Genomic DNA, 24137 nt, shown 5'->3' with positions numbered 1-24137 from the left:
CGGAGTTCTCGCCATTAAGCGTGGAGCGCGAACGCCCCACGGTTGACCATCAGAAATGCACGTTAGCCGTCAACAGGAAGGTACGCGGCTCGCCCGGATGATAGCGGTAGCCACTCTTGTTGATCGATGCCACATAGTTGGTATCAAACAGGTTATACACGTTGAGCTGCAGGTCGAGGTTATTGTTGACCTTATACCCAAGCTTCGCGTCAGCCACCCAGTAGCCTTCGGTGTGATCCGGCGTGCCCACGGCCCCATCGCTGCCGCGACGCAGGCTGCCAACGTAACGTGCGCCCGCGCCCACCGACAACGCATCAGTGGCCTGATAGTTGGTCCACAGCGTAAAGGCGTGCTTCGGCGTATAGGCCAGCGCGGATGAGCCATCCTGCGCCACGCTGGCACCTTCACGCACCGACGCGTGCTGCATGGTGTAACCGGCAATGATTTCCCAGTCTGGCGTTATGTTGCCGGTTGCTGAGAGTTCATAGCCTTCCACGCGCTTCTTGCCGGTTTGCGAGTAAGTGCCGTCATCGTTGGCATCGACCTCATTTTCGATGTCGGTGCGGAACAGCGCGGCGTTCAGCAGCAGCCGCTTGTCCAGCACCTGCCACTTGGTGCCCACTTCGCTGGATTTGGCCTTCTGCGGTTTAAAATCGGTACGGTTGGCGCTGTTGCCGCTGCCACCCGCCGCCAGCGCGAAGCTGCTGCCACCCGGCGGCTGCTGGGAGATGGCGTAGTTCACATACAGGTTGCCCTGTTCGGTCAGACGATAGAGCGCCCCCGCTTTCCAGTTCACCAGATTGCCGGATTTCGCCGTGTCCACCGTGGTCACCGGCGTATTACGCGCCACGCCCGCCGGACAAGCCAGCGCGCCGCGTCCGGTGCCGCCACAGGCCGTCGCGCTGTCGTACTCGGTATGGTAGTTGTCGAGACGAATGCCGCCGTTCAGCTCAAAGTCAGGGGTAATCGCCAGCGTATCAAATGCATAGATGCCAAACGTGTCAGTCTGCCCGTTAGCGTTCGCACCGTTGCGGTCCAGACCGCCAATCGAAATGCTGCTGATGGGATGGTAGATATTCACCGCAGGTGGGGTCAGCGCGTTAACGCCATAGGTGGTCTGGTTTTCACGCGTGAACTCTACGCCCGCACTCACATCATGCCCGACGGAACCGGTGGTAAATTTCGAGGTGATATTGGTCTGGTTGGTGAGAATACGGTTGCTGATATCTTTGGTGTTTGCCAGGCGCGACCAGCGCCAGCTGCCCACATCGTTCGGGTTGGGTGCAGTAATGTTACTGGCTCCGCCCATCACCGCCGTCAGCAGATACTCCTGCTTCACCCGCGACCAGCGCGTGGTGTTGCGCAGCGTGGTGTTATCGCTCAAATCGTGTTCAAAGCGCAGCGTGGCACTGTCGGTGGTCGATTTATCGAAATCAGAATCGGTGCCGTAGTAGTTGCTGGTGGCGACCTTGCCGGAATTGTTCAGCGCAGCATACGCGGCAGACGGTGCCGAATAGCCTGGCAGGCCAACCGTCGGAATACCGCCGTCCGGTGTGTTGTTCTGGTGGACGTGCAAATAGTTGACGTACAGCCGCGTTGCGGTGTCCAGTCCCAGCGCCAGCGAAGGCGCGACGCCATAACGCTCGTTCTGGATGTTGTCACGCGCCGCATCATGGGTTTTCTCACCCATCAGGTTAAGGCGGAACGCCGCATTGTCGTTGATTGCCTGGTTGTAATCGAGCGTGCCGCGGCGCATCCACGCGCTGCCGGCGCTGACTGACGCGTCAAGCCCGGTGTCCAGCCGCGGTTGTTTGCTGATCATATTGATCGAGCCGGATGGTGCGCTGCGACCATAGTCGGTGCCGGAAGGCCCCTTGATCACTTCCACCTGCTGCGTGTTGAAGGTGTCACGCGTGACGCTGGCGATGTCGCGAATGCCATCCACGTAAATGCTATTAGAGGTATCGACACCGCGCATGTACACCGCATCGCCGGTGGTTGAGCTGCCGTTTTCCCCGGCATAAAACGCCCCGACGCCCGGCACGTTTTTCAGCGCGTCGGTCAGATTGGTGACGCCCTGATCTTTAATAACCTGATCCGGAATCACCGTCATGGTGCGGGTGGTATCCACCAGCGGACGGGTAAATTTGGGATCGGCCGAGGCATTTGGCGCGTACAGCGACGGCGTACGCGCTTCAACCACCAGCGTATCATCAGATTTTTTGCCGGAGTTATCGGCACCCAGCGCCGCAGCCGGCGAAATACCAATACAAAGCCCGGTGAACAGGGTCAGCGAATTGAAGCTACCAAACGGCAGCTGGCGATTTTTATCCATGTTAAAAGGTGAGTTTCTTATCGTTATTAACGCACTCATTGTCTTAACCGCAACTGCCATTCAGACATAGCACTGAATCAACACGGTTTTCCCAGACAACACCTAAATGATAACGCCAATGGTTATCATTTACCTTTATATTCTTACACGCACGCTGCCGCTTGGGAATACTTTTCTTTACGTTAAAATTACGAAATCAATACAATTGAACAAACCGGCGGGACGTTACGGCAATTTTTTCATCAGGCGGGCAAACAGCATAAAAAAACCCGCTCGGCGTGAGCGGGTTTTTAGTCTGGCGTGCACAGTTCATTCCAGTAGCAATAGCGCATGCGCTGGTGGCGGCGGTTATCGTTCATAGTAGCGATACACGGAAGGATGAAACTCCACGCCGTACAGCTGGCTGATCGGGATCAGCAGATCGATATGCTCACCGGGGTCGAATTCGCGCCCGTCAGGGGTGGCGGCTTTGCTGGCTGCCAGACGCGCCAGCCACTGCTGCAGGATCTTCTTCATTGTCAGCTTCTCCATAAAAGGTTAACGCTGACAGTAAACCCCAGCCTGGACGCGGAACCAAACGACAAGTTATGCGTTGGATTACTGCATTTTGCATATTGGAGTGGCAACGGTGGCTGCGCCATGACGGTCACCCTGAAAGGTGCCCCTACGGGCTGGGAGGTCCCCGGCAATGCCGCACGCTGTTTGCCTGATAGTCCCTGTGTCACCCCCGGCTTTCAAAGTCATAGCCCGCGAACCACAACCTAAATGAGAAGCAGTGGCGGCGCGGGCGGGTCGCCAGACCTGTCATGCACGCGCCTCTTTCAGCAACTGCTGAATCACCCTCTCCTGCTCTTCATAGTTGCCTTCACCAAACGCGGTGTAGCGCAGCTGGCCATGTGCATCAAAGATGTAGTGCGCGGGCCAGTACTGATTACCAAAACGGTTCCAGATGCTGTAATTGTTATCCGCCACTACGGTGTAGGGCAGCTGCCAGCGCGTAATCGCGCGCTTCAGCGCCTTTTCATCGCGCTCCCACGGGTACTCCGGCGTGTGCACACCCACAACGACCAGCCCGTCACGTTGATACTTACTGGCCCAGTCGCGCACGTATGGCAGCGTATGCTGGCAATTAATGCAATCCCAGGTCCAGAAATCGACCAGTACCACTTTGCCCTTTAACGTGGCAGGCGTCACCGGTGCCCCGTTCAGCCACGCTGTGCCCCCCTCCAGCGACGGCAAGGCGCTGCTGGTTTGCGGCAGGCTAACCGGCTCCAGGCGTACTTTGGGTGCCGGCGTGGTCAGCCACTGGCTCAGCTGCTGCTCCAGCTTCAGGGCAAAAGCGGGCGCTGCCTGCAGCTGGCTCTGTGAGCCGGTAACAATCACGCCCACCGAGGCAAGCATCAGCACGCCCGCCGCCTGACGCAGCCGCGCACTCATCGCCAGCCCCGGACGCAGTCGCGCTACCAGCGAGCGTCCGGCGAAATAGAGCAGCGCCAGCATCAGCGCGGCACCGCTGCCATACGCCAGCAGCAACACGCCAACCGACAGGGGATGATCGCCCACGACGGCCAGGCTGAGGATCGCGCCCAGCACCGGTCCGGCACAGGGCGACCACAGCAGACCGGTTGCCAGGCCCGCCAGCAGCGCGGCGAGCACCCCGCTACGCCGCTGGCTGGCATCGTTGAGGCGATTACCCAGCGCGACAAACGGCCGGGTAACGCGTTGGGCGATGCGCGTGGAGATTAACGTCAGTGCGACTATCGCCAGGAACAACAGCGCCAGGTCGCGACCAATGCTGGTGACCTGACTGACCCAGTGGCTGGTAAGCGATACCAGCAGCGCCACCAGCGTGAACATCAGGACCATGCCGCTCAGCAGCGCCAGCAGCTGTCCGCGACGACCGCGTACGCTGGCAAATACAAAAGGAATAATCGGTAAGGTACAGGGGCTGAGCAGCGTCAGCATCCCGGCGAGAAAAGCGATAAGCAGTGTCATAGAGAACCTCATACGGTGGATAAACGTCTGCGCGTCCGGCAGTACGTCTATTACATCCACCGCATGTGTTCAGGCTGTGTCGGGGAAACGCCGTTTTGTCGGATTATGTGTGTAGCGGGCAGGCAGATACATCAGGTTACACATCCTGCTGCTGCAGGATGATGCACGCTTCCAGCCCGCCAGCTGCCCGGTTACGCAACTGCAGGCTACCCGCCATCTGGCTCACCAGCTGGGTGGCGATCGCCAGGCCGAGCCCGGTCCCGCCGGTGTGGCGATTGCGCGAACTCTCCACGCGGTAGAAGGGCTCCAGCACCGCCTGTAACGCCTCCTCCGGGATGCCAGGCCCGTTATCACGCACCCGAATCTCTACGCTGTCACCCTGGGGCGAACAAAGTTCAACCTCCGCTTCGCCGCCAAACTTGAGCGCATTGTCGATCAGGTTGGTCATGATGCGCCGGAGTGCCTGCGGCCGCACGGCGAAGGTGTCATGGCCGGTGTACGGCACAAAGTTCACCGCTTTACCGACATCCTGATAGTCACAGACTACGCTATCCAGCAGCGCGTTGAGGCTGACGCACTGGCGCTTCTCCTCCAGCACTTCCGATGAGCGTGCATAGGCGATGCCCTCGCGCACCAGGCGGCTCATGTTATCGAGATCGCTCAGCAGTTTGTCGCGCAGCTCAGGCTGCTCCGCCATCTCCACCCGCAGCTTCATGCGCGTGATCGGGGTTTGCAGATCGTGGGAGATGGCCGCAAGGATTTGCGCACGCGCTTTGAGGTGATCCTGAATCCGCAGCTGCATAGCGTTAAACGCACGCGCCGCCTGCTGCACTTCATCCGGGCCGTTCTCTGCCATCAGCTGTGCGTGGCTGGCGGCCGGTTTGAGCGCATCAACCGCCTGGGTAAAGCGCACAAACGGTCGCACCACCTGCCGCACCGCCAGCCATGCGCAGAACAGCAGCAGCAGCAGCTGACCCATCAGCACCAGCGGCAGCCAGTGCGCAATCGCCGGCATGCGCGGCCAGAGATCGAGCGTGAGCGGCGCGCCGTCATGCAGCGTCAGATGCACCTGAATATGCTCCCGCGGCCCCGGAATCGCATGAATGCTCATCTGATAGCGCCCGCCAAGCGCCTCCTGCAGTGAGCGTACCGCGTCGCGCGTGCGCCAGCTGGAGGGATACGGCCCCGCTTCGCCCGGCGACAGACTGTAGCGATAGTTGCCGCGCGCCAGCTTCGCCAGCCAGCCCGGACGCTCGTCCGCCGGAAGACGATCGAGGATTGCCACGCTGGTCGCCACATCGTACTCCAGGTTGCCCAGCATCACGCTTTTAGCGCTGCTCATGCGTTCAATCAGCAGGCTTGCCAGCGTGAGAGTATTTGCCAGCAGCAGCCCGCCCAACACGATAATCAGCAGGCGTGACAGCAGCGATCGCGGCCATAGCCTCATTGATGCGCCTCTTTGATCACCACCGTGCTCGCCAGTACGTAACCTTCGCTGCGTACCGTTTTGATGTAGGCCGGTTCACGGGCATCTTCGCGTAACCGCTGGCGCAGCCGGCTAACCAGCAGATCGATCGAGCGCTCAAACAGCTCCGCGTCGCGGCCCTGCGTCAGGTTGAGCAGCTGATCGCGATTCAGCACGCGCTGCGGATGGTCGAGAAACACGCGCAGCAGGCGGTACTCTGCGCCACTCAGCGCCACAATCACGCCGTCGCTGTCCAGCAGATGGCGCGCGGAGGTATCCAGCTGCCACTCGCCAAAGGCAATGATGCGGCCGGCCCCGGTAATATGTAAATTCGGCGGCAGCGCCCGGGTACGGCGCAGGATCGCTTTGATGCGCGCCAGCAGCTCACGTGCCACAAAGGGTTTGATCAGGTAATCATCCGCCCCCATCTCCAGCCCGAGAATGCGATCGGTCTCTTCGCTGCGGGCAGTAAGCATCAGTACCGGCAGGTTCTGCCGGGGATCGCTGCGCAGCTGACGGCACAGCGTCAGGCCATCGTCACCCGGCATCATGATATCCAGCACCACCAGATCCACCAGGCTGCTGCTCAGCACAGCGCGCATTTCGCGGCCATTGGCCGCACCGGTGGCGCGGTAACCGGACTTAATCAGATAGTCGGTTATCAGTTCGCGGATATCCCGGTCATCATCCACCACCAGAATGTGATCAACGTGCTCCAAAACAGCCTCCTGTCAGCCACTTATGCAAAAAAGACCGGCACGCGATGGCCGGTCCGGGTCGTGAATTACTCCGCTACAGTGCGGCCGCATCCTCAACGGCTTGCACAAACGCCTGCGGTGCTTCCGCTGGCGGATTGTGTCCGATATTGCCCGTGAAGGTGCGATGCTGGTACCTGGCGCTGAACCTGGTACGGTACGTCTCCGGTGCCGGGTGCGGCGCCCCGTTATTATCCCCTTCGATGGTGATGGTGGGGACGCGAATTGCCGGTAACGTGGTTAATGTTTTCTCATAAGCGGCATATTTTTGCTCACCTTTTTCCAGGCCCAGGCGCCAGCGGTAGTTGCTGATAGTGATCGCCACCTGATCCGGATTATCCAGCGCTTTGGCGCTCTGGTTAAAGGTGGCATCGCTGAATTTCCAGCCGGGCGATGCCTGCTGCCAGATCAGTTTCGCAAAGTCGTGTGTATGGGCGGCATACCCCTGCTGACCGCGCTCAGTGGCGAAATAGAACTGATACCACCACTGCTGTTCGGCCTGTGGCGGCAGCGGTTTTTTACCCAACTGCTGGCTACTGATCAGATAGCCGCTGACCGACACCAGCGATTTTACCCGTTCTGGCCATAGCGCTGCGACGATGTCCGCCGTGCGTGCGCCCCAGTCAAAGCCGCCCAGCACGGCCTGTTTGATATTGAGCGCATCCATCAGCGCCACGACGTCCGCTGCCATTGCCGAAGGCTGGCCGTTACGCGGCGTTTTATCCGACAGGAAGCGCGTGCTGCCGAAGCCGCGCAGATACGGCACGATCACCCGATACCCTTTTGCCGCCAGCGCCGGAGCCACCTGAGCATAGCTCTGGATATCGTACGGCCAGCCGTGCAGCAGGATCACCGCCTGACCATCACGCGGACCGATGTCCACATAGCCTGTGTTCAGCACGCCCGCGTTGATCAGCTGCACGTGGCTGAAGTCAGCGGCGTAATCGTGTGAGGCCGGGGGGGCGGCAAACGCGGTGCCTGCCGCCGTGAGAATCAGCGTTGCCAACAGAGTCTGACGTAACAGTGTTTTCATAATTTATCTCCGGGTCATCAGTGCGGTGCAATCTGTACGGGCACGTTAAAGGTGATGGTTTTGCTGTCGATCGGTTTATGCGTAGGATCGGCAAGAATAAGGGTGACCTTGTGCGGCCCGACAGGCAGACCGACCAGAATCACTGGCTCACCGCTGGTGTCCGCCCAGTGCCACGGGTTGTCATCGACGATGACGTGAATGTGGCCGATGCGCGGCGTGATTTTCAGCGCTTCCTGGCCAAACACTGGCTCGATGCGCAGGTTTTCTGCCCGGTACTGGATAAACACCGCGCCCTTGCGCAGCGGTCCGGCCAGCGGCGCATCCACAATTAATCGCGCAGGCGGCTGAGGATGATCCAGTGGCGCCACGGCCGCCGGGCCGAGCACATCAGCAGCGCTCAGTCGCTCCGCCCAGGCGCAGGTCGCAGAGGCGCCCATCAGTAACGTTGAAATAAACAGTCGGGTTAACATCGTGGTATCTCCATGCATTCGGTTGATGCGTACAGAAGACCACGGCGATGTATAGCGGATATGTACAGATTGGTGGGTTATGCAACGGCGTGTGTGCTGTGTGGCGGGAGATACAGTGTGATACAAATCGGTGTTTACCCCGCCCGGGTGAAAATCAAAGCAGGATTTTCACAGGCCCGGGGGCGGGAAAATTAATGAGATAAGCGGCCCTTCGTCGTTGAAATAATTCGTCCGCCTTAATCACGCAGGCGGCGAAATGATATGGCGCGCAAAGCGGCACGCGCGAGAGCTTCGCTCGAATCAATTAACGTCATTTCCTGCCAGATCGCGCTGTGTTTTAACAAACTCAACTCTGTGCAAGCCAGAATAATGTGCGTAGCGCCCTGTTGCTTCCAGCTACTTACGGCGTCCGCTAACTGCCGCATTGAGAGTTCAGACACGCTTTTTGTGGCTTTTATCTCGTTAATGCAGCGTGTCAAAAGCTGTTGGGTGGATGCAGCTACATTGACGATCTCGGCGTGCTGTTGCGTAAGCGCATTCTGATACAGCCTGCTCTGGTACAACATTTGCGAACCGAGCACAACAACCCGCTTGCCCTGAGGCGCAATATGCTCAAGTGTGGCATCAATAATATTAATAACCGGAATAGCTGCGTCCTTGCTCCAGCGCGACCAAAGGAGGTGAGCGGTATTACAAGGCACAACGGCAACCGTCGCACCCGCAGCAGCGAGTTCTGTAATAGTTGCGTGAATCCAGGGAGAAGGATCACGTTCACCCAGTTGCAAATGACGCCCGCGGCTGGGAATTTTACTATTATTATCAATAATAAGTCGCGGATATTGCCACTCTTTATCTGCCTGAACCAGGCCATACAGCTGCTGGCAAAAATCCAGTGTTGCCCAGGGGGCTACGCCTACGACGCCTAAAACACCTTCATCTGCCGGCCAGCTAACATCGTCATAGAGAGGTGAGATATTAACCATTTTTTTGCTCAAAGTGATAAAGGCGTAATCGGGTTTCAGGATACTTATTAAGCATATGACCTTCAGGGAACATATTTTCACTCCTGGTTAAGCTGAAACCATGCCGCGCAAATAGGTCTTCGTATTGCTCAGCAGTTCGATATGTAGCCGAATACTCTGCTTGCAGATTCGCAGAATAGCGGTTATTGATTTCGAATCTTTCACCGACACCCGTACCATCACGCAATAATATAGTGCTTTCTGGTTTACTGTAAGTACGCAAATTACTTAACAATTTTTCAGCTTGCTCATCATTAAGGTAGATCATCAGGCCAGATATGAAAATGACATCGTACTGCTCTGAGCTACAATAACTCTCGGCAGATGAAAGAATGAAATCGACATTTTCAATATTGCGTTTGCTGGCTTCAAGCTTACCCACTTCAATCATTGCAGCTGAAAACTCTACAGCGGTGATTTTTTTTGCGCCCTCATGCTGAAAGCGAAAAGCCCACTGCCCGACCCCGGCGCCGAGATCAAGTACCGTTTTCCCTGTCAGGTCAGGTAACCAGGCAAAAACTTTTTGCATCTCTGTGCGAATTTTAATATCGAGAAATTTTGGATCGTTTTCCAGATTTGCTAAACTTTCAAACGATAACTTATTGTAATTATCCGGTCGGCGATCCCAAAAATCCTTCACTTTTTTTGCATCTAACATTTCATTAAGCCTGATTTTAGCGATACGTCCAGCGTTCATTATCAGCAGAAAAATCAACATCACTTTTCGCGACATTCATAATGCGGCTATTGCAGAGGAAGTCATAATTAAAACGTGTAAATTCATTTACCTCTCCGCCAGGAATAGGTAATAAACGTACACCGAGCGGTTTCGTTAACCGCACCGCGAGTGCAGCCGTATCAAGAATAATCGCGGCAATATCTTCAGGCAGTGTCGAACCTGGCACCGGGAGCATATCTAATCCACAACCACAAACAGTTGACCATGCATTAAGCGTATCAATGCTTAATGCACGACGATTATTGGTACTCGCCAGGGCATCATCTTCCAGTACTGAGAACATGACGCCATTGAAACCCGTTGCGCGAGCACCACTGATTGCGACTGCGCTTTTAATCGCATTCGTCAGAATACTGGTTATAAAGAGTGATCCCTGAACGCCACCAGGACGCGCACCAAGATTTTCAACTAACCTGCCGACAGAAATACTGCCATCTGGAAAAGGCGCCAGTGAGGCATCCAGACCGGCATAGTCAAGCCCTGAATCAGACGCCAGCTCATGACCGAATGCATCAATTTCGCGTAAGCGTGCGCAGAGTCGAAGAATAAACTGGTCAGCAAAGTCCGCCAGCAGCATGTTGCCTTCCCGTACCTGCTCACTCAATTCCAAAGCAATATCGGTAGTTTCGAGGGCAAAACTAAACTTCAGTGTCTCACCTTCATGCCGGGAAAACGGAAAAAACGGGGCATTTGGCGGACAACGCAATGAGGCACCGAGGCGGAAATTATCAAAGCCATTATTACTGCGATGTGCTACCTGCAACATGAAACGGGCAACGTCATGGCTGGCTCGAATATTTATACCCTGCTCATCGGCTACCATCAGATTCAGAAACATACGCGGTTGCCTGAAGAGTAAAGCAAACGCGGCATCTAACCGTCCGCGGTAATTATCGCCATGCGTTAAGTCCAGCGGTAAGCAAAACCAACGAATATCAAGTCTTTCAGCCAACGCATTGATTGAATTTATTCGTGCTGGCAGGGTATAAATCTCATCTTCATCACGATCATTCAATGGTGGCAGAGTTAAACGTAAGGTTCGCAGTGGCCAACGACGAGACTGGAGTTTATCAATCACTAACGTGCGAAAGTGATGTAAACGTGACTCAGAATGCCCGTCGGAAATAGCGGAGTAAGGCAAGCCCAGCGTAATAGCTCGTATCATTAACCGTGATCCTCCTGCATCAGACGCCAGTAATCTGCCAGCGTATTAATTTCATTAAATGCATGCTCCCCCAGGTCGTGAGCGTAGAGTGCTGTCGTTTTCTGACACGGTAACGTTTGGGCGGCATACAAATTACCATACCGCAGGCATTGCTTATGCCACTGACTCAGGAGTGCCATGTCACTGACTTTAAACAGACCCATAGCCTCAGGGTGCTCTGCGGCGCGTATCGGTCCCAGATACGTCTCCTCCACGATGCCCTGGCGATTAACGTCACAATGAATGGAGGTCAGCATGCGATTATGCCGCTGGTGAGTCAAAACGAGATTTCCCTCAGCGTGATCCATTTCATGGATAAGTTGAGGAGAAAAAAACATATCTCCCGAGACAACATACGTGGGACTATTAATCTGATTCAGGGCCAATCCCAGACTCATTGCATTATTAGTCGTTGCCCAGTTGTCATTGATAACGTAATTCAGATCGGGGTAGGACTCCATAATCTGTAACGCACCAAAGCCAATCACTACGGTAATTTTTTTCCCATGAAAGGCATCAATAGCATAGTCGAGAATCGTTTTCCGCGTTTTGGGATGGCGAATTAAAACTTTATTTTTACCATCCAGTTGCAGGCTTCTGCCGGCGGCCAGAATGATGGCATTTTCAACCATGATAGCCTAACTCCTGCAGCGAAAATTGACATACCGGCATGGGTACAACGAAATCATGCTTTACCGTTTTATAAGGGTAGATGTCATTGATTAGTGCACGCCTGGCCACTTCCTGCCAGTCAAATTGATGATTTTCGCGCAACGATCTTAATGGCACCGAGGCGTAATCAAATCGTACGACCGGCACTCTTTTTAGTCCCAGACTGAGCGCGACTTCCATACGGTGCTGGCCGTCCAGTACCAGATTATGGTGTAGATCAAGCGCCAGAGGTTTTACCCATACGCCTTCCTGAAGAATTTTATCACGCAACCATTCAACGCGACGTGAACTGAATTTTTCAATATGGCGCAATTTTTGTGGTTCAAAAAACTCTACATTCATTTTAGTGCCTCAAAATTTTCTAATAATAAATGATAATCCGCAACCGCCTGCCGGTAATCGACTTCTTCGTTGAAAGATCTTGCAAACAAATCCGTAATATCTACAGCACGGCAGGGTAAGCAAGAGCGGTGTACAATCCAGGGTGCCATGTAATATTGCTGGGTACTTGTCTGTAAAAACGTCTGCCGCAGGCGTCGATCGTTTTCCACCTGTTCCGGAGAGACACTTAGCAAGCCGACCATTTTCATCCAGCCATCAAATGCGGAGTCGTAATCGGGCACATAGGCAATTTTCTTTATAGCAGGTTCAGCTTTACTGGCTTCGACAATACCGCCAGTAAGGCAAGAGTTGTAATAACCATGGGTGAGCCAAAAACTGTCACTGCCCATTTCAGCTTGCATTAACCGCGGCCATACACGTGGATCCAGCAGAACATCCGTTTCGATAATTGTATAGCCATATTCAGGATAATTAAGCGCGCTGACACCTTTTTCAACGGATAATATGTTGACATCATTTTTATAATTATCATTGTGCGCTAACTTAATATTAGCATCAGCATAATTATCTTTAATCCAGCGTTCTACAACTGATGACTGATGACCGGTAACCAGTACAATTTCACGCTCGCCGCATTTTAACAGCTCAGTCAGCAACGTATCCAGCACGGTGATTTCACCGACCGGCAGCAAGCATTTAGGATAATTTAGGGTCAGATGCCCCATTCTCGTTCCCTGACCAGCAACCAGTAATATTGCGGCGCGTTTAGAAGACATTGTGATGAACTCCAGCGGGCATAAGGGTTTTTTCAATGATTTTTACAATCTCACTGCCTGCGCCCTGCTCTGGCATATGAAGTTCATCACGTAAAACCTGCAGTCGCTTATCACGCATGGGATCCTTGCCTGAAACAAGATTATCAACGAAAGTTTTAATATCTGCGGATTCATTCGCAACGTCATAAGCGTCATAAATAAATTCAGCGCTACTGTTAATACCGAGGCAATTTTCATGAGTCAGGAAAAGGATTGGCTTACGCGACGGTAAATACTCCAGCAAAAACGATCCTGCATCTGCCATCAGCGCATCTGATTGTGAAAAGGCGTAGCGATAATCAGCAGAAAAATCCCACTCCACATGTGATTTGAGATGAGAGTATTCGCGCAGCATTTGCCAGTTCTGAGCAGTTTCGCTGTGTGTTCCGCGCTCTATACGAATATCCAGAAATTGTTTAAAAAGCGGATGTGGCCGAATAATCAAATTAACGTCATCACGTTTGATGATATCGAGCATTGCCTGTGTATATAAATTAAATGTAGACCACATCTTTTCATCATCAGGCATGACGAAATGCGGTGCCCATAATAGCGTTGGCTTGTCTTTATTAACTTTGCCATCCGCCTGGGCGCCAAAGCGTGATGTATAGTTATCAAGCTTTGGATGTCCGCTGACATAAACGTGTTGATTGCCATTTCCGCAATATTTAGCAAACTCATCTTTATGCCGCTGAGAGCGAACGAATACCCACCTGGCAACATTTTGACAGGGAAGATTATACTGATAAACACGGTTTCTCTCACCATCACCCATATCTAATCCATAAGGAATATAGGCGATAGAAATATTGCGTCGATTAAGCGTCAAACTTTGCAGTTCATTGGGACGTGCATCATCATAAGGATTTTGTAAAAAAACCACATGCGGCTTACGCGCCGTAATCTCATACTCGTGATACTCGGTATACCGGATACCCTTATCATTTAATAAATCACGCTGTGCAGTGTAATCCGGTGCTTTTGCGCCCCGACTGAAATAGGGCGCAAGGATAATCTGACAATCAAAATGCGGTTTGGCCTGCATAGCGCGATATACCGACTCAAAGTTAGTCCAGCCGGGGGCCCACTGGAAAAAGATATCCACTTTTATCTTTTCTTCGTCAGGTTGATAGGCTGGCCACACTATTTCTTCTAATTTTTTAGCGAAATGCGCTCGATAATCAACAGGTTGGTTTTCGATATCACTTTTATCAGCGGCCTGATAGCCCGCATTGGGAAAGATACCCAACCAGCGGTCACGTTTTATCAAACTATTCCAGCGTACATCTAAAGCCCAGCACTGAGGAACGCCACCCGCCAGTAACCCCTGCAAGCTTTCTGCATAATTATCAATGAGAGTGGAGTAGTAATCACCGTTCACAATGTAAGCGCAAGCGCACCATGCATATTGCGGCTTAACAATAAAATCCACACTTTTTAACGGCACGACGTTATCATAGTGGGCAGCGAGCAGCGCGACATGCCAGTTGATTTGCTGTAAAGAGGAGAGAAATAGGTCAATTCGCTGTTTGGTCTGAATATCATCATGGAAAACCATATCGTCTTCCAGAATCAATACATTTTTCCAGCCGTTTTGCTGAGCCATTTGCAGCACGAGAATGTGTGATTTAATACAGCCGATATAGCCTGGCGCTTCTTCAATAGCCTCAAAACGGACAATCTTTTCACGTGGTACGCCAATTGCTTTTAATTGACGAGCAATGCGCACCCTGCGATCTTTGCGTTTGTTCAGGTTGATGTATACAACCTTATCTATCGTCTGCCAGTTGACTGCCATCATCTCTACACCCATCGCACTAAGAAAGCTCTCATTTTCAGGACGGCGCAATAAAGACGATTCTTAAGGAAAATAAAAAAATTTTTTAGGTTTACTGGCAAGGGATCAGCAGGGTAACGAGCCGGTGCCGGCACCTTGTTCGGGCTGCGCCAGCCTGACAGCCATCGATCATTTAACTCGCGCTGAATCATCGCAGCTGGATGTATAACCGCCACGACGAAGGCAAGCTTTGTGTACTGTCCTGCCCCGGGCTGCAAGCTTGAAGATTTGTGTAAACTCTGAATGACTGGCAAGGCGCACAGTTGTCGCATCACGTTCGAATTCACGAAAGCGCTGAGTTAGGTTGCCAGCGGAAAGGCAGCGGTCAGTCCGAAAATAGCCGTGCGGCTTGAGGCGGGGCCGGGTATGGCAGGCATAGGGTACGATCTGTTTTTGCTGGCGCAATAACCCGATCATAAAACCCTGTGCCTGTCTTTATTTGTGGGGATTCCTCAGCCCTGTGGGCCACTACTCTTCGCGAGCATTTTGCGGTAATTTTTCAGCCATTTGCCGCTGGTCAAACGCCACCAGAAACAGATACCGCGCACCGTCCAGTCGAGGAACATACCGAGCCAGACGCCAATCACCCCCATGCCCAGCACTATGCCCAGCAGATAACCGGCCACCACGCGCGCGCCCCACATACTGAACATCGATACATACATGGTGTACCGTGCGTCGCGCGCCCCTTTTAGCCCGGCCGGCAGCACCCAGGAAGCGGTCCAGATAGGCATAAAGACGGCATTCAGCCAGATCAGGTGTTTGGTTACCTCAATCACTTGCGGATCGCGGGTATAGAACCGCGCCAGCGTGCCCGCCAGCGGCACGGTGATCAACGCCAGCGTGCATAGCCCAATCATCGCCAGCCAGAACACGTGTTTGATCTGCCGCTCCGCCTGCATCACCTGATTTTTCCCCAGCCGCCTGCCGGTGATAATGGTCGACGCCGAACCCAGCGCGTTGCCCGGCAGGTTAATCAGCGTGGCAATGGAGAAGGCAATAAAATTACCGGCGATCTCATTGGTGCCCATGCCAGCGACAAAAATCTGCGTCAGCAGTTTACCGCCGTTGAACAACACCGATTCGATACTGGCCGGTACGCCAATCCCCAGCACTTCCATCAGGATGTTACGATCCCAGCGGCGGAAATAGCTGGCCAGCGTGATTTTCAGTGCCGGGCTGATGCCGCGATATAGCACGTAAATAGCCGCAGCGGCACCGATATAGCGTGAAATGGTTAATCCCAGCCCGGCGCCGACAAACCCCATCCCTTCCCAGCCGAGCGCACCGTAAATCAGCACGCTACTGATGATGATGTTCAGGATATTCATGCCGCCGTTGATCAGCATCGGAATTTTGGTGTTGCCGGCACCGCGCAACGCGCCGCTGCCTATCAGCGCAATCGCCGCCGCCGGATAGCTCCACGCGGAGGTTTGCAGATAGCTGAGCGCCAGTTCTTTTACCTGCGGCTCGGCGTTACCGGCGATCACGTCCACGATCAGATGCCCCCAGAACTCGATGGCGATCACCAGCACAAACGCCAGCACCGTCATCAGGCCCAGCGACTGCCGCGTCGCCGCACGCGCCCGCTTACCGTTGCGTTTGGCCAGGCTGAACGCCACCACCACCGTGGTACCGAGATCGATAGCGGCAAAAAAGGAGATGATCACCATGTTGAAGCTGTCGGCCAGCCCGACGCCTGCCATCGCCTCTTTGCCCAGCCAGCTCACCAGAAAGGTACTGAGAACCCCCATCAGCATCACGCACAGGTTCTCAATAAAGATGGGCACCGCCAGTGGGGTGATTTCACGCCACAACAGCGTGCGATAAGCACGGCGTTTGGGATACCACGCCGTGTTTCTGATCGCCCGCATTACTGCTACGCCAGGATTTTGCAAGGGAGTACCAAATCACTTTGGTTAAGAAGTAGAGTAATAATGATGATAGGCTGCTAACGATTATGCAAAGTGTTTCCCGTCACCATTTAATCATTATTACAAACTTTTCGCCGACTCCCCGCCCGCGCCGACGCTGCCGCCCAGATAGGCGCTGCGCACCTCTTCGTTATGCAACAGTTCGCTGCCGCTGCCGCTCAGACGAATTTCGCCATTGACCATCACATAACCGCGATCCGCCAGTTGCAGCGCGTGGCGTGCGTTCTGCTCCACCAGAAACAGCGTCATGCCCTGCTGCGTCAGCTCGCGCAGGATGCTGAAAATCTGCTTTACCACCAGCGGGGCCAGCCCGAGGCTGGGTTCATCCAGTAGCAGCAGACGCGGCCGGCTCATCAGCGCGCGGGCGATCGCCAGCATTTGCTGTTCGCCGCCGGAGAGCGTCATTGCCCGCTGTTTTCGCCGCTCCAGCAGGCGTGGAAACAGCGTGTACATGCGTTCTTTATCCTGCTTCATGTAGCGCTCGCCGATGGCGATGGTGCCCATCAGCAGGTTTTCTTCCACCGTCATATCCGGAAAGATGCGCCGTCCTTCCGGCGCCTGAGCAATGCCGCTGGCGGCGATAAAATGGGTCGACCGCTGGCTGATGGGCTCACCGCGCAGACGGATTTCGCCGCTGGCAATGCGCGGCTGACCAAAAATTGACATCAGCAGCGTGGATTTTCCCGCACCGTTGGCCCCAATCAGCGCCACGGTTTCCCCCTCCGCCACGGTCAGCGACACCTGTTTCAGCGCCTGCACCGGGCCGTAAAACACATCCACCTGTTCAAACGCCAGCATTGCTTCAGCCATGCTCGCTCTCCTCTTCCGCGCCGAGATAAGCGGCGATCACTTTCGCATCGTGACGAATCTGCTGCGGCGTGCCCTGGGCGATCACGTCACCGTGATCCAGCACGACGATGTGATCGGAAATGCGCATCACCATCGGCATATCGTGTTCAATCAACAGCACGCTGATGCGATGATCGGCGCGCAGCTGATGCAGAATCTGACTCAGCGCCTCGGTTTCGACCGGATTAAGCCCCGCTGCGGGCTCATCGAGGCAGATCAGTTCCGGCCGGGTGCACATGGCGCGCGCAATCTCCAGCCGGCGCTGCTGGCCGTAAGAGAGCGTACCGGCCAGCCGGTTGGCGCTGCTGACCAGATCAACGCGCTCCAGCCAGTAAAAAGCGCGATCGAGCGCGCGACTCTCCGCTGCCCGATAGCCGCGGGTATTGAGAATGCCGGCCAGCAGCTGACGGTTGACCTGCATATGCTGCGCCACCAGCAGGTTCTCCACCACCGACATCTCGCGAAACAGGCGGATGTTCTGAAAGGTGCGCGCCAGACCGGCGCGGTTGACCAGATGTGCGCCGCCAAACATCTTGTACCAGATACGCGAGCCCAGCCGCGCCGGCCGCAGCCAGTCACCCGGCTGAATCTTCTGGCCCAGCACCTGGATCACATCGGTGCTGCGCTGATGGGCATTGAGCACGATGCGCCCGCCGCTGGCGCGATAAAATCCCGTCAGGCAGTTAAATACCGTGGTTTTGCCCGCGCCGTTGGGGCCAATCAGTGCGGTGACCGAGCCGCGCTCCACGCGCAGACTGACATCATTCAGCGCTTTGATGCCGCCAAAGCGCATCATCAGGTTATCAACCTGCAGGATGGCATCACTCATGGCGTACTCCTTTTCTCAGCGGCACACCGACGCGTGCGGTGCGCACCAGGCCGCGCGGACGCCAGATCATCATCAGCACCATTAACATGCCAAACAGCAGCACGCGGTACTCGGCAAAGCTGCGCAGCAGTTCGGGCGCCACCGTCAGCACAAACGCGGCCAGCACTACGCCGAGCGTCGAGCCCATCCCGCCCAGCACCACGATAGCCAGAATCAGCGCGGACTCAAAAAAGGTAAACGAGGTGGGATTAACGAACCCCTGGTAACTGGCAAAAAACACCCCGGCAATACCGGCGGTTGAGGCGCCGAGCATAAAGGCCGACAGCTTCACCAGCACGTGATTCAGCCCCATGGCGCGACAGGCGATTTCATCTTCACGCAACGCTTCCCACGCCCGGCCAATCGGCATGCGCGTCAGCCGGTGCTTGATAAACAGCACCAGCAGCACCACCATTACCAGCACCACGTAGATAAAGATGAACTTCATGTTGGGGTTGTAATCGAGATGCAGAAACTGGTGGTACGGTATGCCGCCCTCTTTTGCCCGGCGGGCGAATTCAAGGCCGAGAAAGGTCGGTGACGGCACCGAGACGCCGTTCGGCCCCCCGGTGAACGACAGCCAGTTATTCAGCACCAGCCGGATAATTTCACCGAAGCCGAGCGTGACGATGGCCAGATAGTCACCGTGCATGCGCAGCACCGGAAAGCCAAGCAGCGCACCGGCCAATGCCGCCAGCAGCGCAGCGATGGGGATCATGCTCCAGAAACCCAGCCCGAGATACTGATAGCCCAGCGCCAGCCCGTAAGCACCAATGGCGTAAAATGCCACATAGCCCAGATCGAGCAGCCCGGCGAGGCCGACCACGATATTGAGCCCGAGACCCAACAGCACGTAGATCAGCCCGAGCATCGCCACCGTCAGCAGATACTTGCTGGAGAGAAACGGAAACGCCAGGGCCACAACCAGCAGCAGCGGTATTATCCAGCGCAGGCGCGAGCGGTACCCGGGTTCACGCACGTATACGCCGTCATCGTTACCCTCAAACTTGCGCAGAAAACGGCGCCCCACGGCGGTATGCAGAAACAGCCCCAGCAACAAACGTCCTGCCATCACCACCGCCACCAGCAGCGCCACGCGCAGCGGCGACAGCGTAAAACTGTAGCCGCTGAGTACCACGCCCACTACCGGGCCGAACACCACCAGCGCGACGGCACCGGCCAGCAGCGTGTCGAGCAGCACCTGACGGATGCCGCCTGTTTGCGTCATTGCATTCATTCTGGCTTCCTCACACTTTGGCGACCAGCGGCCGGCCCAGCAGTCCCTGCGGACGGAAGATTAAAATCACCACCAGCAGCGAAAACGAGAACACATCTTTGTAATCAGAGTTCACCAGCCCGGCGAACTGCGCCTCGGCCACGCCCAGTAGCAAACCGCCCAGCATCGCACCGGGCAGCGAACCGATGCCCCCCAGCACCGCCGCGGTGAAGGCTTTGATGCCGATAATGAAGCCGGCGTAGAAATCAAACGTGCCGTAATTCATGGTAACCAGCACCCCGGCCAGCCCGGCCATCGCCGCGCCGATGACAAACACCAGCGAAATCACCCGGTCGGTATTGATACCGAGAATCGACGCCATGCGCCGATCCTGCTGGACCGCACGGCAGATACGGCCCAGTTTGGTGCACTGGATAATCCAGGTCAGCAGCGCCATCCCGCACAGCGCCGCCACCAGGATAAACACTTTGGTCCAGGTGATTTGCACCACGCCGCCGTCGATCTCCATACGCAGCACGCCACTGAGCAAGGTGGGAATGCCCTGCTGATTCGGTCCCTGACTGAGCTGCACATAGTTTTGCAGAATCAGCGACATGCCAATGGCAGAGATCAGCGGTGCCAGTCGGGTGGAATTGCGCAGCGGGCGATAGGCAATGCGCTCAATGGCCCAGCCGTAAGCAGCGGTGACCACGATGGTGAACAACAGCGTGCCAAAGATCAGCAGTGGAAAGGAGTGAATGCCAAAGTAGCTGAGCAGCGCCAGCCCGATCGCACACAGATAAGCAGAGATCATGTACACCTCGCCGTGGGCGAAGTTAATCATGCCGATAATGCCGTAAACCATGGTGTAGCCGATGGCGATCAGCCCGTAGACCGCGCCCAGCGTCAGGCCGTTAATCAGCTGCTGTATAAAGAAGGCGTCCATATTGTCTCTCGCAGGTAGAAGGCGTGCACAGGACACGCTCAGATGCGAACGGCCCCGCTGCGCGCGGGGCCGCAGAGCGAATTACAGCTGGTGATATTTGCCTTTGTCATCCCACTGATAGACCACGTAATCCGAGACTTTCAGGTCGCCTTTTTCGTCCCACGCCTTCTTGCCCATCACGGTGTCAACGCTGTTGGCCTTCAGCCAGTCGCTGGCTTTGGCATTGTCTTTACCTGCCGCTTTGTAGGCGGCGGCCAGAGCCTGAATGGAGGCGTAGGCGTACAGCGTATACCCTTCCGGCTCAAAACCGCTGGCGCGGAATTTTTCAATCACCGCTTTGCCATCCGCGATGGTGCGCGGGTCATTGCCGAAGGTCATGTACACGCCTTTAGTGAACTGCGCACCGCCGGCGGCAGTCACCAGTTCTTCCGTCACGATGCAGTCGCCGGAGAAGAAAGCCGCATTGACGCCCTGCTCACGCATCTGCCGCACCAGCGGACCCGCCTCCGGATGGCAGCCACCGAAATAGACCACATCCGGTTTCACCGCGCCGATTTTGGTGACCAGCGCGTTGAAGTCTTTTTCACCGCGCGACAGCCCCTCATACAGCACCTCTTTGACGCCGCGTTTCTCCAGCGCCGCTTTGGTGGCATCCGCCAGCCCCTGACCGTAAGTATCTTTATCGTGGATTACCGCCACTTTCTTCGCTTTCAGCGTATCGAGAATATAGTTCGCGGCGATACTTCCCTGCTGGTCATCACGCCCGCACATGCGGAACAGGGTTTTCATGCCGCGCTCGGTGATTTGTGGATTGGTTGAACCGGGCGTAATCGCCAGTACGCCCGCCTCGTCGTACACCTCTGAGGCTGGCATGGTCGAGGACGAGCAGAAATGGCCCACCACCGCCATCACTTTGTCCTGATCCACCAGCCGGTTGGCAACGGCCACCGCCTGCTTGGGTTCGCAGGCGTCATCGCCCTGCACCAGCACAATTTTTTCACCGTTTATGCCGCCCGCCGCGTTAATGTCCGCCGCGGCCTGGCTGGCGCCCTTCCAGTATTGTGTACCGTACGTAGCATTCGGTCCGGTAAACGGACCGGCCACGCCAATCTTTATGTCAGCCTGCGCGTAGAACGCCATGCTTAAACAACCTGCCATCACCACCTTCAATGGGTGTTTTATGAATTTCAAAGACATGCTTTCAATCCTCAACGGGTCAGGAACGGAGCCATACCACGGCCTGGGAGAAATCAATCTGAAACACTTCGAGAGCAGTGTGGTCAGCGCGACCACGGTTGAAATTTAAGCAAAAAGCTCGCCAGAGAAGACAATCGGTGACAATTTTTTTGCAGCGGCATCGCAGCCGGGCGGAAAACGTGCGATGTGGCCTCCCTGCACCTGATAAACATAGCCAGCCTTTTGCCGCCTACCAGCACCGTGATGGTGCAGAATGCGATCGATCACAGATTCTTCATCGTGATGAGAGGTTTATCCGCTATGCTCTGGTCAAATCGGTCCAAATTGCTGAAGGAGAATCTATGAATACGCAACGGAACGGATTGACCACCGAACAGGCGCTGGATCAACTGGAGCGTCTGTATGACGACGCGGTTGAAGCGCTGCGCAACGCCATTCGCACGTTCACTGCCAGCGGCACACTGCCGGACGCCGGGCTGCGCCAGCAGGGGCTGTTTGTCTATCCGGAGCTGCGCATCACCTGGCAGGGTGAAGGCCCGCAGCAAAATCGCACCCGCGCCTGGGGACGTTTTACCCACACCGGTCGCTACAGCACCACCATCACGCGCCCGGCGCTGCTGCGTCACTATCTCAGCGAACAGCTGCAGATGATCGAAAAAGAGTACGACGTGCTGATTGAGGTGGGTCCGTCACAGCAGGAAATCCCTTATCCCTATGTGATTGATGGCTCCGACCTGTCGCTGGACCGCTCCATGAGCGCCAGTATTGCGCGCCATTTCCCGACGACCGAACTGTCGCAGATTGGCGATGAAACCGCTGATGGCCTGTTCAACGCCGACGCGCTGTTCCCGCTGTCGCATTTCGACGCGCTGCGCACCGATTTCTCCCTGGCGCGCCTGCGTCACTACACCGGCACCGCGGTAGAACACTTCCAGCCGTTTGTACTGTTCACTAACTACACGCGCTACGTCGATGAGTTCGTGCGCTGGGCGATTGAGCAGGTGCAGGACCCCAGCACGCCTTACGACAGTCTCGCCTGCGCCGGCGATGTGGTGATCACGGCGGAAACGCAGGACCCAACGGCGATGATGTCGGATCTGGCGTGGAAGAAGCATCAGATGCCCGCCTGGCATTTAACCTCGCCCAATCGTCGCGGCATCACGCTGGTGAATATTGGCGTCGGTCCGTCGAACGCCAAAACCATCTGCGACCACCTCGCGGTGGTGCGCCCACATGCGTGGCTGATGATTGGTCACTGCGGTGGCCTGCGTGAAAGCCAGAGCATCGGCGATTACGTGCTGGCGCACGCCTATCTGCGTGACGACCACGTGCTGGACAGCGTATTACCACCGGATATCCCGATCCCGAGCATTGCGGAGGTGCAGCGTGCCCTGTACGACGCCACCAAAGCGGTCAGCGGTATGCCCGGCGAAGAGGTGAAGCAGCGCCTGCGCACCGGTACGGTTGTCACCACGGACGACCGCAACTGGGAGCTGCGCTACTCCGCATCTGCGTTACGCTTCAACCTGAGCCGCGCGGTGGCGGTGGATATGGAGAGCGCCACCATTGCCGCACAGGGTTATCGTTTCCGCGTACCGTACGGCACCCTGCTGTGCGTCTCGGATAAACCGCTGCACGGTGAAATCAAGCTGCCCGGCCAGGCCAACCGTTTCTATGAGGGCGCGATCTCGGAACATCTGCAGATTGGCATCTGCGCCGTTGAGCTGCTGCGCGCCGAGGGTGACAAACTGCACTCCAGGAAACTACGTACCTTCAACGAACCGCCCTTCCGCTAAATCCGCTGTTCCGGCCCATGGACGGGCCGAATTTCTGCTGGCGACCTTAAATTTTCAGCACCGCCACTTTTACAAACCATGCCAGTACGGCGAGGATAGCCGGCAACATGAGGGTCCAGATCAGTCTGTCATTTAACCGTTCGAACTTTTTATCGATGCGTTTCTCCACCTGACCGATCTCATTCATCAGTTGATTGCACATCAGCCCCTGTTCGGTACGCACGCGTTCCACGTCCGCTCTGGTGGCAAGGTTTTCAAAACGCGCGGTCAGGACCGCAACATCCTGCTGTAACAGCTGGGTGGTATTCGCCAGCTGTTCTACGTGTTGGGTTAATCGTACCATTAGCGGTGCTCCCTGATTTCTTAACGCCAGAAGGCGAGGCGGCAACCGATGCGGCAGCGTGCAAACGGGATAATCCATTATCTTGTCCTTCTTCAGCAACCTTGTGTCATCGCCTCACTCCACCGCTATTTAAGCAGAGCGGCAGCGATTAAACATTCCACGATCCCGCCACTGCAGGCAAAAAATTTGCGCATGGCAGAATTTACGGAGAGACAGTAAACAACAGGCCTGAAAGAGAAAAGTGGCGACGGGCAGGAATTGCGAGACATCACGCAAACAATCATTGCGCGCATGTAACAACTTA

23 protein-coding genes are annotated in these 24137 nt (G+C 55.5%); 1 reads left to right on the top strand and 22 read right to left on the bottom strand.

Annotation, left to right across the window (positions count from 1 at the left end; genetic code table 11):
- Positions 1-49 precede the first annotated feature (49 nt).
- The 21 genes from AC6I79_RS07730 to AC6I79_RS07630 form a co-directional block, all read right to left on the bottom strand.
- Positions 50-2335: a catecholate siderophore receptor Fiu gene (locus AC6I79_RS07730; RefSeq protein WP_059012197.1), complete on the bottom strand. Its 2286-nt coding sequence runs from the start codon at positions 2333-2335 to the stop codon at positions 50-52.
- Positions 2336-2683: 348 nt separating this feature from the next.
- Positions 2684-2851, bottom strand: coding sequence for a hypothetical protein (locus tag AC6I79_RS07725; protein WP_021313248.1), 168 nt, complete (start codon positions 2849-2851; stop codon positions 2684-2686).
- A gap of 288 nt (positions 2852-3139) precedes the next feature.
- Complete coding sequence (locus AC6I79_RS07720) at positions 3140-4330, bottom strand: cytochrome c biogenesis protein/redoxin (protein ID WP_159377228.1); 1191 nt, start codon at positions 4328-4330, stop codon at positions 3140-3142.
- A 136-nt stretch (positions 4331-4466) separates the two neighbouring features.
- Positions 4467-5777, bottom strand: coding sequence for an ATP-binding protein (locus tag AC6I79_RS07715; RefSeq protein ID WP_159377229.1), 1311 nt, complete (start codon positions 5775-5777; stop codon positions 4467-4469).
- On the bottom strand, positions 5774-6514 hold the full coding sequence (locus AC6I79_RS07710) for a response regulator (RefSeq protein ID WP_021509836.1): 741 nt from the start codon (positions 6512-6514) through the stop codon (positions 5774-5776). The genes AC6I79_RS07715 and AC6I79_RS07710 overlap by 4 nt, the downstream gene beginning before the upstream one ends.
- Before the next feature lie 73 nt (positions 6515-6587).
- Complete coding sequence (locus AC6I79_RS07705; RefSeq protein ID WP_498027674.1) at positions 6588-7583, bottom strand: alpha/beta fold hydrolase; 996 nt, start codon at positions 7581-7583, stop codon at positions 6588-6590.
- Positions 7584-7600: 17 nt separating this feature from the next.
- A complete protein-coding gene (locus tag AC6I79_RS07700; RefSeq protein WP_021509834.1) occupies positions 7601-8053 on the bottom strand; it encodes a DUF6130 family protein in 453 nt (150 codons plus the stop codon).
- Positions 8054-8289: 236 nt separating this feature from the next.
- Positions 8290-9036, bottom strand: coding sequence for an aspartate/glutamate racemase family protein (locus AC6I79_RS07695; RefSeq protein WP_058757371.1), 747 nt, complete (start codon positions 9034-9036; stop codon positions 8290-8292).
- Complete coding sequence (locus AC6I79_RS07690; RefSeq protein WP_211725530.1) at positions 9029-9733, bottom strand: methyltransferase domain-containing protein; 705 nt, start codon at positions 9731-9733, stop codon at positions 9029-9031. The genes AC6I79_RS07695 and AC6I79_RS07690 overlap by 8 nt, the downstream gene beginning before the upstream one ends.
- Positions 9734-9749: 16 nt before the next feature.
- Positions 9750-10979 (bottom strand): DUF711 family protein, encoded by a 1230-nt coding sequence (locus tag AC6I79_RS07685; protein ID WP_072208521.1) that lies wholly within the window; start codon positions 10977-10979, stop codon positions 9750-9752.
- Entirely contained in the window at positions 10979-11650 is a 672-nt protein-coding gene (locus AC6I79_RS07680) for an NTP transferase domain-containing protein (protein ID WP_058757368.1), read from the bottom strand. Before AC6I79_RS07680 ends, AC6I79_RS07685 begins: the two co-directional genes overlap by 1 nt.
- Complete coding sequence (locus tag AC6I79_RS07675; RefSeq protein WP_058781325.1) at positions 11643-12032, bottom strand: ParB N-terminal domain-containing protein; 390 nt, start codon at positions 12030-12032, stop codon at positions 11643-11645. The genes AC6I79_RS07680 and AC6I79_RS07675 overlap by 8 nt, the downstream gene beginning before the upstream one ends.
- Positions 12029-12808: an NTP transferase domain-containing protein gene (locus AC6I79_RS07670; protein WP_072217098.1), complete on the bottom strand. Its 780-nt coding sequence runs from the start codon at positions 12806-12808 to the stop codon at positions 12029-12031. Before AC6I79_RS07670 ends, AC6I79_RS07675 begins: the two co-directional genes overlap by 4 nt.
- Entirely contained in the window at positions 12798-14648 is a 1851-nt protein-coding gene (locus AC6I79_RS07665) for a glycosyltransferase family 25 protein (protein ID WP_159377235.1), read from the bottom strand. The genes AC6I79_RS07670 and AC6I79_RS07665 overlap by 11 nt, the downstream gene beginning before the upstream one ends.
- 488 nt (positions 14649-15136) lie before the next feature.
- On the bottom strand, positions 15137-16558 hold the full coding sequence (locus AC6I79_RS07660) for an EmmdR/YeeO family multidrug/toxin efflux MATE transporter (RefSeq protein ID WP_159377236.1): 1422 nt from the start codon (positions 16556-16558) through the stop codon (positions 15137-15139).
- 120 nt (positions 16559-16678) lie between these two features.
- A complete protein-coding gene (locus AC6I79_RS07655) occupies positions 16679-17428 on the bottom strand; it encodes an ABC transporter ATP-binding protein (protein ID WP_058757363.1) in 750 nt (249 codons plus the stop codon).
- The gene (locus AC6I79_RS07650) at positions 17421-18296 is read right to left on the bottom strand and encodes an ABC transporter ATP-binding protein (RefSeq protein WP_021509824.1); all 876 of its coding nucleotides are present in this window, start codon (positions 18294-18296) and stop codon (positions 17421-17423) included. Before AC6I79_RS07650 ends, AC6I79_RS07655 begins: the two co-directional genes overlap by 8 nt.
- The gene (gene livM / locus AC6I79_RS07645; RefSeq protein WP_159377237.1) at positions 18289-19572 is read right to left on the bottom strand and encodes a high-affinity branched-chain amino acid ABC transporter permease LivM; all 1284 of its coding nucleotides are present in this window, start codon (positions 19570-19572) and stop codon (positions 18289-18291) included. Before livM ends, AC6I79_RS07650 begins: the two co-directional genes overlap by 8 nt.
- A gap of 10 nt (positions 19573-19582) precedes the next feature.
- The gene (locus AC6I79_RS07640) at positions 19583-20497 is read right to left on the bottom strand and encodes an ABC transporter permease subunit (protein ID WP_058771130.1); all 915 of its coding nucleotides are present in this window, start codon (positions 20495-20497) and stop codon (positions 19583-19585) included.
- 81 nt (positions 20498-20578) lie between these two features.
- A complete protein-coding gene (locus AC6I79_RS07635; RefSeq protein WP_498027736.1) occupies positions 20579-21637 on the bottom strand; it encodes a branched-chain amino acid ABC transporter substrate-binding protein in 1059 nt (352 codons plus the stop codon).
- A gap of 162 nt (positions 21638-21799) precedes the next feature.
- Positions 21800-21961, bottom strand: coding sequence for a hypothetical protein (locus AC6I79_RS07630; RefSeq protein WP_155519940.1), 162 nt, complete (start codon positions 21959-21961; stop codon positions 21800-21802).
- Positions 21962-22035: 74 nt separating this feature from the next.
- On the opposite strand from AC6I79_RS07630, the gene AC6I79_RS07625 reads away from it, so the two are divergent.
- A complete protein-coding gene (locus AC6I79_RS07625; protein WP_021509819.1) occupies positions 22036-23490 on the top strand; it encodes an AMP nucleosidase in 1455 nt (484 codons plus the stop codon).
- A gap of 46 nt (positions 23491-23536) precedes the next feature.
- Here AC6I79_RS07625 and AC6I79_RS07620 read toward each other — a convergent pair whose 3' ends face one another.
- Positions 23537-23833: a hypothetical protein gene (locus AC6I79_RS07620; protein WP_058757361.1), complete on the bottom strand. Its 297-nt coding sequence runs from the start codon at positions 23831-23833 to the stop codon at positions 23537-23539.
- Positions 23834-24137: the final 304 nt, after the last annotated feature.

This window comes from gamma proteobacterium symbiont of Scutellera amethystina (genome assembly GCF_059730845.1).
This window is presented reverse-complemented; position numbering and strand designations above follow the sequence as displayed.